We start from the raw sequence: 12,520 nt of genomic DNA, 5'->3' as shown, positions 1-12,520 counted from the left end.
TCGAGCCAGGCTCAAGCCGCTTAGCGAGCCAGAGACTCCGGCAGATCTTCGCGGATCTTCGCCAGCATGGTTTTCACCACGCGCGGGTTACCACAGACGATGTTGCCACTGGTATAGAAGTTGTGGCCACCGACAAAGTCGGTCACCAGGGCACCGGCTTCACGGGCGATCAGTTCGCCAGCAGCCAGATCCCACGGCTTGAGGCCGAGTTCCCAGTAGCCATCGACACGACCGGCGGCCACGTAGGCCAGATCCAGGCTGGCGGTACCGGCGCGGCGGATGTCGGCGCACTCGGTGAAGATGCCATCAAACATCTTCTTGTAGGCGTCGAGGTGGTGACGATGACGATGCGGGAACGAGGTGGCGATGACGCAGCCATCCAGATCGCGGGATTCACCGACGCGGATACGGTAGCCGTTCAGCTGGGCGCCGTTACCACGGCTGGCGCTGAACAGTTCATCGCGGATCGGATCATAGATAACGCCGACTTCGGTGCGGCCCTTGATGCGCAGGGCGATGGAGACGGCGATGTGGGGGATACCCTTGACGAAGTTGGTGGTGCCATCCAGCGGGTCAATGATCCATTGATACTCGGAATCTTCCTTACCCTGGATACCGAATTCTTCACCGACCACACAGTGGTCCGGGTAGGCTTTCAGCAGGGCACGTACAATTGCCTGTTCCGCTTCACGATCGACATTGGTCACCAGATCATTCTTCGCCTTCTCGGCGGTCTGGACGTTAACGTGGTTGCCAAAGTTCTTGGCAATAACCTGACCGGCGCTACGAGCGGCACGCACGGCAATATTGAGCATGGGATGCATAAATTGACTCACCAGATGTTAAAGAACGGGGGGTAATAAAAATGCGCGGCGGGATTATACCCACCGCGAATGGCTCAGGCAAATGCGATTTGTGATCGTGCGCAAACTGAGCTGATTAAAAGGTGAACACCTTGTCGGCTTCGACGCTCCAGCGCGCCAGCAGCGGCATGGTGCCGATCTCGATGCCCTCGATCAGCGGCAGACCGCTGAGGCCACGGCTGTCGGCGCAGGTCTTGCACAGGCGCATCGGCACGCGTTGCGCCGCCAGGATCTCCAGCATCTGGCGCAGGTTGTAGCCTTCGGCCGGTTGCTGGCCATTCAGCGCCGCCGTCACAGCGTCGGAGAGCAGGAACAGGCGCAGCTCGACCGGACACTGCTCCTGCTCCTTGAGCGCCAGCGCCAGGCGTAGCGCGTTGAACAGGCTTTCGCTGCCATACGGCGCGCCGGTGCAGACAATCAGGATGTTTTGCATCTCGGGCCTCGTCGGTTACTGACCTTGTTTGATCACATGGTCGTAGAAATCGGTGTAGCCACCGATGTGGGTCTGACCGATGAAGATTTGCGGCACGGTGCGCACCGGCTTGCCGACGATCTCGTGCAGGTCGGCAATGCCGAGCTGCTTTTCGACGATGTCGATGTACTCGAAGTCGAAGCCGCGATCTTCACACAGCTTGACCGCCATTTCGCAATACGGGCACTGCGGTTTGCCATAGATGGTGACGTGTTCCATGTTCTTCTCCTGGTGGTGGCCGCGCACGGCCACGATCAATGATGCAGACGGACGAATTTTTCCAGCAGTTCGGCTTCCGACTCTACCTGATTCGGGTCCCAAATGATGCAGTCAATTGGACAGACGCTGACGCAGGTCTGGTGATCGTAAAACCCGACGCACTCGGTGCAGCGGTCGGGATCGATCTCGTAGACCTTGGCGCCGAAGCTGATCGCCTGGTTCGGGCACTCCGGCTCGCACATGTCGCAATTGATGCACTTGTCGGTGATCAGCAGTGCCATCTCAGAGCGCCTGATGCGGTTGACGGGTCGTCTCGCCGCCGTCGAAGTTGCGCAGCAGGATGCCGTAATTGACATCCACCTCCGCCGGGATCGGCAGATAGACGGTGTGGCCGTTGCCCGGCGCCACGTCGATCTGCTCGCCCTTGCGGTTCTGCAGCTGCGCCAGCTGGAAGCTGAGGTTGCCCTGCGGCGTCATCAGCTCCAGGCTGTTGCCGAGCATGAACTTGTTCTTCACCTCGACTTCCACCAGGCCTTCGCTGTTGCGGCCGGTGATCTCGCCGACAAACTGCTGGCTGTCGGAGACCGAGTAACCATAGTCGTAGTTCTGGTATTCGCTGTGGGCATGGCGGCGCAGGAAGCCTTCGGTGTAGCCGCGGTGCGCCAGGTTCTCCAGCGTTTTGAACAGATCCGGATTGAACGGCCGGCCGGCGACGGCATCGTCGATGGCCTGGCGGTAGACCTGGGCGGTGCGCGCGCAATAGTAGAACGACTTGGTGCGCCCTTCGATTTTCAGCGAATGCACGCCCAGCTTGGTCAGCCGCTCGACGTGCTGGATGGCGCGCAGATCCTTGGAGTTCATGATGTAGGTGCCGTGTTCGTCTTCGAACGCGGTCATGAATTCGCCCGGGCGGTTCTTCTCCTCGATCAGCACCAGCTGATCGCTGGGCAGACCGGCACCCAGCGTCGGCGCCACCTGCACCGGGATCGGCTCCTGGCGGTGCACGATCTGGCCGACGTCATCTTCCTTGCCCTCATGCACCTTGTATTCCCAACGGCAGGCGTTGGTGCAGGTGCCCTGGTTCGGGTCGCGCTTGTTCAGGTAGCCCGACAGCAGGCAGCGGCCGGAGTAGGCCATGCACAGCGCGCCGTGGACAAACACCTCCAGCTCGATGCTCGGGCAGTGCTGACGGATCTCTTCGATCTCGTCCAGCGACAGCTCGCGCGACAGGATCACGCGCTCCAGTCCCATCTGCTCCCAGAACTTCACCGTCGCCCAGTTCACCGCATTGGCCTGCACCGACAGGTGCACCGGCATCTGCGGGAAGTGTTCGCGCACCAGCATGATGAGGCCGGGGTCGGACATGATCAGGGCGTCGGGCCCCATGTCGATGACCGGCTTCATGTCGCGGACAAAGGTCTTGAGCTTGGAGTTATGGGGCTGGATGTTGGCCACCACATACAGCTTCTTGCCGAGGGCATGGGCTTCGTTGATGCCCAGCTGCAGGTTGTCGTGGTCAAATTCGTTGTTACGCACCCGCAGGCTGTAACGGGGTTGGCCGGCATAGACGGCATCGGCGCCATAGGCGAACGCATAGCGCATGTTCTTCAGCGTTCCCGCTGGAGAAAGCAACTCGGGCTTGAACATAGTCATTCTCTTGGTCTGATTTCAGGTCAGGATGGCCCCACCTGATGGGGCCGGCGGCGAATTGTAGCCGGCAGCTAGTCGGCATGCCAGTGTTTTGCCGGACCGGGCAGCGGCGGGCCCGGCGCTGGCCGTGCCAGGATGTTTGCTTTGTAGGAGCAAGCGTAGCTCGCGATAGGCGTGCCGGGCTGGGGCGTGGCCTTCGGTTGACGGCGTGTCGCCGCTACGGCTCGCGTAGGTTGGCGCTGAGCGTTGCGCGCCGCCCAAGGCTTACCGAGCCAGGATGTTTGCTTTGTAGGAGCAAGCGCAGCTCGCGATAGGCGTGCCGCGCACGCCTCGGGCCGGCTGTTGTTTTTATCGCGTGGCGGTTGTCGACCGCGCTCGCGTGGTGTCGGCGGCGCTGGATTGCCCGCCTGCCGCTGGGCTGCGCAAGGATTCTCGCGGCGTCCGTTCCGCCCTTGACCGGCTTTCGTGCCTGGCCGATCTCCGCTGGGCGGGGGCGGTGAGGGGGCATAAGGCCATGCCCCCTCAACCCCTGGCCTTGGGTGTCTGCCGAACTGCCGGGAGAGCCCCTCGCTCCGGTGGGATCTGCACCGGCCGGGCGCTACACGCCGTCCCTGGCGTGAATCGCCCTTGCGCCGTCCTCCTGACGGCTCACTGGCTTCGTTCCCACCGCCGCTCGGCCCGGCAGACGGCGCGCACTGGGGCGTGGCCTTCGGCACACGGCGTGTCGCCGCTACGGCTCGCGTAGGTTGGCGCTGGGCGTTGCGCGAAGCCCAAGGCTTACCGCGCCAGGATGTTTGCTTTGTAGGAGCAAGCGTAGCTCGCGATAGGCGTGCCACGCACGCCTCGGGCCGGTTGTTGTTTTTATCGCGTGACGGTTGTCGACCGCGCTCGCGTGGTGGCGGCGCTGGATTGCCCACCGCCGCTCGGCCCGGCAGACGGCGCGCACTGGGGGGTGGCCTTCGGTTGACGGCGTGTCGCCGCTACGGCTCGGGTAGATTGGCGCTGAGCGCGGCGCGCCACCCAAGGCTTACCGAGCCAGGATGTTTGCTTTGTAGGAGCAAGCGCAGCTCGCGATAGGCGTGCCGCGCACGCCTCGGGCCGGCTTCTGTTTGCGGGCGCTGGCCTTTATCCGCCTAGAACCTGTGTTATTGAATAAAAACTTAATAAAACATGATCTTGGCCAAACGAAGCCATTCCACCGCCAAAACGATTGCGCTAGCCTAGAGACTCAAAAAGCGCAAGGCGCCTGTTGGCGCTGACAGGCCGCGCCGCCATCCCCCTCGGCACTGTGACAGCCGCAAAGTCAGGGGCGGTAGCCATGATGTTTGCCAAGCGTCGCTCGGTCACGGCACGAGTGCGTCCAGATACGCGCTCGGCGGCGGTTTGGCCGCCCATCCCTCCGCCAGCTCGCTCCGCTGGAATAAATCTGTGCGGGAATAACGGGATAGGAGTGTTATCTGGACGAGCGTTTGCGTGATATATGGCGAGAGTATTCAGAATAGGTGGCATTTAGCCGCTTAAAAAAGATTGTTATAAACTTTGCTCAAACTCATATAATGGAGGTTTAAATGAGTGTAATTTCAGATTTTCTATCAGATCCAATAGTTTCAGCAATTGGCTATTTTATGACTGTTGTTTCAGGCGCTATAGCTATCGCGCAATCTATTCGATCCTCTAATCTGACAAAAGAAATTAATAATCTAAAGAATGAAATATCAGTATTGCAACAAGTCAATGCAGATAATATAGAGATTAAAGAAAAAGTGGTTCAAGGCGAAAAATCACAATACTTTAAAGATAATTCAGGACCAATCAGTATAGATAATAGAGGGTGATTATGGGAGACGTATTTTTTGACAATAACCTGGCTCCCATATCAATAAATAATGAAACAACAATTAGACGACAAAGTATTATTGGCAAGCTAATAGAAATAATAGCCGCTGATAGTGTGAGCAATATAAATTTAAAAAGAGATCCAGCAGAAATTGATTTAAAAATAAAGCATAATAATTTAAATAAATTCCAATGGGTGATTTCTGAATACACCAACAATGCCATTTTTATTGAAAGTGCAATTCATGAGTTGAATTTGGCAATCATGAACGGCTCAACGAAATTTAAAAGACAGATGAAACAATTTTATCTTGAATCTCTAGATAAATTTAACATAGAAACAAAACCAGTAAACATGGATAAGCTTAGAGTTAATTCTGATAATATTGTTCAAGACGTGATCGATAAAACAAGAAATTTCTTGAATAAATCTGTTCTTTTGGATGATGCAATTTATCAAGAAGATGTTGAGTATGGTATTACATTGATTACAAGCTATTCAATTATAGAATGTGTCGTATTGGAAACACCAAATGTTAACGATTGACTCAGATCCAACCATAAATCCCGTTAATATCGGAGCATTCATTATACTAATAATGAATGATATGACTCATATAGATATATCAATATCTTCATTATACGAAATAACAAAAAATGAGTTTAATCTGTCCTATGATGTCTTTGTGTATACATTAGACTGGCTTTATGTCATTGGAGTGATAGAGCTGAATGACAGAGGGAATATACAATATGCAACTAAATAAGCTACAAATATTAAAAGGTAAAGAGATTTTACGAGAAATAGAGTTCAAGAAAGGTCTTAATCTAATTCTTAATTCAGCAAGCTCCCAAAATAAGACTGGCAACAGTGTTGGTAAATCTACCCTTTCACGCCTTATAGATTATATCTTTTTGTCAGACGGACAAGATATATATAAAGATAGTGAATTTAAAAAAGATATTCCTGAAGTGGTAAGTTTTATTGAAAATAATACTATTGTTATACATCTCTTATTTAAAAGCTATGACAACAATGAATACACACTAAGTCGTGATTTAACAACAAATCAAAAAAAGTGTCGTTTTTATATAGACGGAAAAGAAGTAGATAAAAAAACCTACTCTGCATCTGTGTCGAAATTGATCTTTGGTATAAACTCTGAAAAACCAAGTGTTAGAAATATAGCGCATAAGTTTATCCGAAATACAAATGACAAAATGCAAAATACCATTAAATTTTTGCATGTAAACACAACCCCCGATGTATATGATCAATTATATCTATATCTTTTTGGGTTTGATGGTTTAAATTTACTAAAAGAAAAAGCTGATTTTAATAACAAGATTAAACTTAAAAATAAACATTTGGCTGCCTATAGAAATCCACATAGAGAGAGCGCATTACAAAAAATGCTCAAACCTCTCAAAGATGAAGAGGCTATTTTACAGAGAAAAATTGATACTTTTGATTTCACAGATAGCCAAGAATCTGATGTTAAAAAGCTAGTAGAGATTCAAAGTAAAATTAGTGATTTAACTATCGCATATACTACTATTCAATCTAAGATAAATTTCATTCAAAAGTCAATTGATAATCTTAAAAATAAAGCCAGTAGCATTAATGGCAGAGAGCTTTCTGAAATATACAACGATGCAGGAGTATCAATCAGCACGCAACTAAAGAGATCTTTCGAAGAGTTGACACTATTTCACAACAAGCTGATTAAAAATAAAACAGATCTGTTGCTACTCGAAATAGAAAAAAACAAGAATAAACTTGAAAAATACAAAGTTAGCATAGATGAATTACACATCAGTGAATCTAATATATTTAAATACATAAGAGAACCAAACACATTAAAATCAATCAGTCAAATATACAATGATTTAACATCAATAAAAGAACAGGTGGCGAATGTTAACTCTTCATTGCTCAAAATCGAAGAAACTAAAAATGAAATAAATGAGCTTGAAAGATTGAAAGGTTTAATTGTTAACAATATCGCAATTAAAGCCGAATCTTTAAATTCAAACATCGAGTTATTTAATGATTCATTTGGCGAGTTTAGTAAAAAATTCTATGATGAAAGATACGTATTTGATCTAGAATTCGATATTGAAAATGAGAAATGTCGTTATGAAATTGCTAATCTTTCTCCAAATCCAACAGGCGGAAAAAAGAAAGGTGAGTTAAGTGCATTTGATTTAGCTTATATTGACTTCGTTAATCAAACAAATCTTAAACGTCCAAATTTTGTCATACATGACAGCATTGAGGATGTCGATGTAAATCAAGTTTTTGATATTTTTGAGCTGGCAAATAATAGCGAAGGTCAATATATTGTTGCATTGCTAAGCGATAAAATTAGTAACAAGATCTTTCAGAAATTTATTGATAATAACGTCATTTTAGAGTTATCAGAAAAAAACAAATTCTTTAAGATATAACGTTTATAACAGAAGCTTGAAATTGGACGGCACTACGTGCCGCCATTTAAGTAAAAGTTAACCAAAGCTCGTAGGTTGGGCTGAGCTTGCGAAGCCCAACGTTTACCGAGCCTCTAACGGCTTTTATAAATTAACACTACTGATTATTAAATCGACGATTACTGTTGGCCTATGGTATTGAACTTAACCGCGGTAAACGTTGGGCTTCATTTCATTCAGCCCAACCTACGTGCTTTCACGGTTGATATTAATTTTTAACGATGCTGCCAGCCGGTCTGGCTGCGGTGATGTTCGGGGTTGAACAGGTGATTCAGGATAAAAATAAATGTGATGCGTTAAGTCTGGTGGTGGTGGTGATCAGTGGATTACTTGGCCTGCTGACGCAGAGCATATGGGTGGCGTTGTGTCTTGGTGTTCCGCTGCTGCTGGTGATTAATATTATTTATTACTATTGTGGCGAAGATTATCGTGCCCGCGCCTTGCGTGATCAAAATAGGTGGGATGTCTGGTCGCGTAATCTATTTAGCTCGCGCAAATCTGGAACCTGTTTTACCTGCCACGGTACCGGGCAAGTGCGAAAAATTTGCCGTAGCTGTCATGGCTCTGGCGTCTATCGCCCGAAATGTCATCGCTGCAGTGGAACGGGGCGCGTCTACCAGCGGTCGGTAGCATCAGGTGAACCGAATTTGACGTCGCGAGGCTGTCCTAAATGTGCCGGATCTGGTCTTGCCAAATTACCGTGCAAGCGCTGCGCTGAAAAAGGCGGCGCCTCTGTGGTCTGTTTTAAATGCGGCGGCAGTGGTATCCACTATTTTTGAGCAGTTTAGAATGCCCCTACGGGCAGCGGGTTAAGCTTATTCCCGCTCATCCGCACGTCACCATTTCAAATCCCGCCCGCAGAATGGAGCTGCGTTCGCGGTGCTCAATATGGTGTTCTCGTACCCGCGTCGGCTAGCTCGGCAATGGCGTATTGCGCAGCAGATAAGGCGTTTCCTATTCCGGAGGAACCAGTATGAATCGAACCTTGGCGTGGCTGAGTTTTGGGGCGGTCAAGCCTGGCGGATGGCTTCTCGATACCATGTCGCGCGAACTTAAAACCGGCTATGTCGGACAACTCGACCGCATTGTTCCTGATCTGATTGTGCATGATGACATCTACGGCAAAGACCGCCTCTCGACGGCCGTCAAGGCCAAAAACGTCGGGGCGGTCGCCCAAGATGCCGACTGGGAGGTGCAGTATCTCTGGTGGAACAGCGAGACCCAGTCGAACTGGTGGGATGGTTTCGTGCGCACAAGCCTTCTGGTCGGGGATGCCGAGGCGCTGACCAAAGCCGCCGCCTATGTGCAACGCCAATTGTCCAACCAGGATGCGGATGGCTATCTGGGCATCTACGCAGCGGATCTCAGGTTCAGGACCCAAGGCGAGAACGGCGAGCTGTGGGCCTTGACGACCCTTGGCCGCTCGCTGCTCGCCTGGTACGAGGCGCGCCAGGAGCGCGGTGTGCTCGAGGCACTGGAGCGCGCCTGCCGACTGGTGATGCGGGTCTGGCCTGCGGGGCTCTCCCAGCCCTTCAATACCGGCCCATCCTATGCCGGCGCCGCCCATGGGCTGGCGGCGACCGATCTCTTCAACCGGCTCTGGGAGCTGACGGGGCAGCGGGAGTACCTGGAGTACGCCGCATTTCTCTACCGCGACTACAACCTGCATCAACCCAGCGAGACGGACATCCTGATGTCCAACCTGCTCGATCCGCAATATCGGTTTTGTGGCCACGGGGTGCACACCTATGAGCATCTGCGATCGCTGTTGGTGGCGCGGTCCGCAGCCAGCGGTGATGCTCGCCAGCAGCTTGATCTTGCCCTGACTGGCTATTTGGCCAAGCTGGAGCCTTGCCTGACGCCGAGCGGCGGCCCGATTGGGGATGAATGGATCAGCCCGGAGGGGGCCGATGCCAGCGGGACGGGTTATGAGTACTGCTCAATCCAGGAGCTCCTGGACTCCTACACCCTGCTGCTGCAACACACCGGCGATCTGGCCTGGGGCGACCGGGCTGAACATCTATTCTTCAATGCCGCCTTGGGGGCCCGCCACCGCGAAGGGCATTCGATGGCCTATCTCAAGACGGACAACTGTCTGCGGCTGGATGGCACAGGTCCGAGCCACAACGAAGGTGACAAGACGACGCAACAGGTGCGCTACAAGTACTCTCCTGCGCATCAGGATGCCGCCGTCTGCTGCACCCCCAACGCGGGCCGGGTGTTTCCCACCTACCTGCGCAGTGCCTGGATGCAGGATCCGCAGGGGTTCACGCTGGCCTTGTATGGCCCCAGCGTGCTTGAGACCGAATGGCAAGGCGCAACGCTGCGGATCATGCAGACCACAGCCTATCCCCAGGACTTCAAGGTACGTCTGACCATCGACGTTGACCGGCAACTGGCGTGCGTGCTCACGCTGCGCAAACCCGCCTGGGCCGAGGAGATGCGGGTCTCGGCACCCGGCGCCGAGGTGGAGGCGCTTGCCGATCGTATCCGACTGAGCAAGGCGTGGGCCGACGGTGACGAGATAGCCATCGAATTCATCGCCCAGGTAGTGGAGTGCCAGGATCGCCAGGGCAACTGGTTTGTGCAGTATGGTCCGCAACTGTTCTGCCTGGAGCAGGCGGCGTCAGAGAGGCGGGGACGGGTCTACGCCGAGCCGAATTTTCATGACCGGCTTTTCCTGCCGACCGCACCTGGCCTGGATGCCTGTTTACTGGTGCGTGGTTCGGCGGTGTGGCGCAACGGCAGCGTGATGGCCGAATTCTGTCATCGTGGCCACAGTGAACCGTTCGTTTGCCCGTTGGTTCCCATGGCCTGGACCCTGCTGCGGCAGGTCACTTTCCCCGCCGCTGGCCAGTAGGCCGGGCGGCAGCGGGGACTGTGTCATCGCAGCGCTGGATTCCACAGCCACGGAGGCGCTATCACAAGTGCATTGCAGCCGCTTCAAGGCATGCAGCTGCTGCGGGGTATTGAATGATGCCCATCGTAATTAAATGCCCGAAGAATATTAATAGCGCCAGCAATAACCATGGTCACTCGCGGTGGGTTAGCTAACTGGCAGCAGTGAGCTTATCTCGCGCAATTGAATCGGGCTGACTGAATATAAATTTGTTCACGCTTTGGGATAACTAAAATGTCTACACAAACGGAAGTGCACTTTTGTAAACACTGTCGCCAGGACACCACCCATATTTTGCTGCTGATCCGCAAGAAAAGTCCGTTTGAACATTCAAAGCATCGCCAACTCAAAGAGTTCATCGCCGGTTTTATTAAAAGCTGGTGGGTGGGTCCCTTTCTGGCGTCGATGGATGACCTTTCCCGCCATCTGATTTGCGAGCAGTGCGGCACCACCATCATCGAGGAATAAGATCGCGTCCGCGCTGACTTTACTTGCGGCTCTTAATGTTGTTTATATTGATTGATGTTTTGAATGAATAAAATATACAAGTACATGGCTTGGCGCCCTGAATTTTTCGATGGCTTTTATTTGAGGGCTAGCCAGCGCGGCGTTTTAAACGATCCTTTTGAGTTTAATCCAGCTTTTGATTTGGGAGAGCAATTCGTTGCTCTTCGTAAAGATGAGACTTTTAATAGGGAGTTAAATAGATTTTCGTCTGATCTGAAATTTAATGATGTCGGAGTTATTTCATTCACTGAAAATCATAATAATTTATTGATGTGGTCACACTATGCTGATCAGCATAAAGGTGTTGTTGTTGAGTTTGATTATAGGAAGCTGGAGGCATATTTTAATAATCGTTTCTCAATGGAGAGCTCCATTGCACGAGTCTTATATAATAGAGAACGTTGTTCCTCATTACTCGAGGATGTTTGTTTAAAGGATTTTCTTTTGACGAAAAGTGATGACTGGCTTTATGAGAAAGAGCATAGGGTGTTAGCGCACCTTATCCATGCGGACAAGCTGGTTGTCAATGCAATGCTATATAAATCTCTGCATGAGTTTTATTCTGGTGATTATAAGAGGTTATTTACGAAGGAATGTGCTTGCGTTGAAAAAGGGACGGTCACTATCAGGTTAAATGCAAAATATATCAAATTACTTGATGATTGTTTTGCTGATGGCTCGTCCACTGATGATTGTGAAGAGAAGGAATTAACTGAAAGCCAGGCTGTTATTTATGACTTTTATTATGGCTTTTTAAAAGACCCATCGACAATGCTTTTGTTTAAGATGCCAGAGGATTCTGTAACGGCTGTTTATTTGGGCTGCCGATTCATTGAGCAGGATGTAACATCATTAATGACAAAAATAAACAACAAGAACATTAAAGTGTTTCGTGCAAAACCAAGTGAGACACTCTTTAGTCTTGATTTTTGTAAAATATAGCGAGCAGGTTGGGCTTCATGTTGTTCATTCCAACCTAGGTGCTATTAGGGAGACAATATGGAATTGGTGGTGCCATCACTGGCGTATGCGGCGGCATTTGCGCGTTTTTATGCCGATTTTGCCCAGCACGATGCCGAGAATGCTGAATATTATCGGCCGGGGATAATGGATTTTCCGGCCTATGTGCAGCAGTTAAATGATGAGGCGTTGGGAATAAACTTACCCGCAGGTTATGTGCCCTGTTCGCATTTCTGGTTGCGGGATACTGAACAGTCTCTAATTGGTGCAATTCGCGTGCGGCACCATATTGATAATCCGTTTCTGGCGCGCGAGGCGGGGCACATTGGCTATGACATTGCGCCTGCATGGCGGCGGCTTGGTTACGGCACAGTCATGCTGCGTCTGGTTCTGCCGCTGGCGGCAGAATTGGGCATCGCCCGAGCCTTGCTGGTGGCGGATGAGGATAATGTCGCGTCACGGCGCGTCATTGAAGCCAACGGCGGCGAGTTTGAATCCATTGTCATCGGCCAGGTCTATCCCAATCCGTTGGCGCGCTATTGGATTGACTGCCGCCCGTAGCTGGGCCGCCAAGCTCGGCAAATCGTATTTCTGCAGCGTCAGGGTGGTGTGTGATGCACAAAA

At 51.2% G+C, this 12,520-nt stretch carries 14 protein-coding genes; 9 read left to right on the top strand and 5 right to left on the bottom strand.

Annotation, left to right across the window (positions count from 1 at the left end):
- Positions 1 to 20: 20 nt before the first annotated feature.
- The 5 genes from suhB to trhP all read right to left on the bottom strand — a co-directional run bounded on the left by suhB (position 21) and on the right by trhP (position 3,201).
- Positions 21 to 824 carry an inositol-1-monophosphatase gene (gene suhB / locus ACFOSS_RS14385; RefSeq protein WP_377153742.1) on the bottom strand — a complete coding sequence of 268 codons (804 nt, stop codon included), beginning with the start codon at positions 822 to 824 and terminating at the stop codon, positions 21 to 23.
- Positions 825 to 939: 115 nt separating this feature from the next.
- Positions 940 to 1,296, bottom strand: a complete 357-nt coding sequence (locus tag ACFOSS_RS14380) for a DsrE/DsrF/TusD sulfur relay family protein (RefSeq protein WP_377153739.1) — start codon at positions 1,294 to 1,296, stop codon at positions 940 to 942.
- 15 nt (positions 1,297 to 1,311) lie between these two features.
- Complete coding sequence (locus tag ACFOSS_RS14375) at positions 1,312 to 1,554, bottom strand: GrxA family glutaredoxin (RefSeq protein WP_377153737.1); 243 nt, start codon at positions 1,552 to 1,554, stop codon at positions 1,312 to 1,314.
- Between the two features lie 35 nt (positions 1,555 to 1,589).
- Positions 1,590 to 1,835: a YfhL family 4Fe-4S dicluster ferredoxin gene (locus ACFOSS_RS14370; protein WP_377153734.1), complete on the bottom strand. Its 246-nt coding sequence runs from the start codon at positions 1,833 to 1,835 to the stop codon at positions 1,590 to 1,592.
- A gap of 1 nt (position 1,836) precedes the next feature.
- Positions 1,837 to 3,201: a prephenate-dependent tRNA uridine(34) hydroxylase TrhP gene (trhP, locus tag ACFOSS_RS14365; RefSeq protein ID WP_377153731.1), complete on the bottom strand. Its 1,365-nt coding sequence runs from the start codon at positions 3,199 to 3,201 to the stop codon at positions 1,837 to 1,839.
- A gap of 1,571 nt (positions 3,202 to 4,772) precedes the next feature.
- On the opposite strand from trhP, the gene ACFOSS_RS14360 reads away from it, so the two are divergent.
- The 9 genes from ACFOSS_RS14360 to ACFOSS_RS14320 all read left to right on the top strand — a co-directional run bounded on the left by ACFOSS_RS14360 (position 4,773) and on the right by ACFOSS_RS14320 (position 12,457).
- On the top strand, positions 4,773 to 5,039 hold the full coding sequence (locus ACFOSS_RS14360; protein WP_377153728.1) for a hypothetical protein: 267 nt from the start codon (positions 4,773 to 4,775) through the stop codon (positions 5,037 to 5,039).
- 2 nt (positions 5,040 to 5,041) lie between these two features.
- Entirely contained in the window at positions 5,042 to 5,587 is a 546-nt protein-coding gene (locus ACFOSS_RS14355) for a hypothetical protein (RefSeq protein ID WP_377153725.1), read from the top strand.
- The gene (locus ACFOSS_RS14350; protein WP_377153722.1) at positions 5,574 to 5,807 is read left to right on the top strand and encodes an ABC-three component system middle component 6; all 234 of its coding nucleotides are present in this window, start codon (positions 5,574 to 5,576) and stop codon (positions 5,805 to 5,807) included. Before ACFOSS_RS14355 ends, ACFOSS_RS14350 begins: the two co-directional genes overlap by 14 nt.
- A complete protein-coding gene (locus ACFOSS_RS14345; RefSeq protein WP_377153719.1) occupies positions 5,794 to 7,491 on the top strand; it encodes a hypothetical protein in 1,698 nt (565 codons plus the stop codon). Before ACFOSS_RS14350 ends, ACFOSS_RS14345 begins: the two co-directional genes overlap by 14 nt.
- A gap of 260 nt (positions 7,492 to 7,751) precedes the next feature.
- A complete protein-coding gene (locus ACFOSS_RS14340) occupies positions 7,752 to 8,309 on the top strand; it encodes a hypothetical protein (protein ID WP_377153716.1) in 558 nt (185 codons plus the stop codon).
- A 194-nt stretch (positions 8,310 to 8,503) separates the two neighbouring features.
- Positions 8,504 to 10,390: a hypothetical protein gene (locus ACFOSS_RS14335; RefSeq protein ID WP_377153713.1), complete on the top strand. Its 1,887-nt coding sequence runs from the start codon at positions 8,504 to 8,506 to the stop codon at positions 10,388 to 10,390.
- 273 nt (positions 10,391 to 10,663) lie between these two features.
- Positions 10,664 to 10,897, top strand: coding sequence for a hypothetical protein (locus ACFOSS_RS14330; RefSeq protein WP_377153710.1), 234 nt, complete (start codon positions 10,664 to 10,666; stop codon positions 10,895 to 10,897).
- A gap of 63 nt (positions 10,898 to 10,960) precedes the next feature.
- On the top strand, positions 10,961 to 11,878 hold the full coding sequence (locus ACFOSS_RS14325) for a DUF2971 domain-containing protein (protein ID WP_377153707.1): 918 nt from the start codon (positions 10,961 to 10,963) through the stop codon (positions 11,876 to 11,878).
- Between the two features lie 57 nt (positions 11,879 to 11,935).
- Complete coding sequence (locus tag ACFOSS_RS14320) at positions 11,936 to 12,457, top strand: GNAT family N-acetyltransferase (RefSeq protein WP_377153704.1); 522 nt, start codon at positions 11,936 to 11,938, stop codon at positions 12,455 to 12,457.
- Positions 12,458 to 12,520: the final 63 nt, after the last annotated feature.

Source organism: Pseudaeromonas sharmana (assembly GCF_042649925.1).
GTDB lineage: Bacteria > Pseudomonadota > Gammaproteobacteria > Enterobacterales > Aeromonadaceae > Pseudaeromonas > Pseudaeromonas sharmana.
The sequence above is the reverse complement of the archived record's forward strand: the minus strand, read 5'-3'. Positions and strand labels throughout refer to the sequence as shown.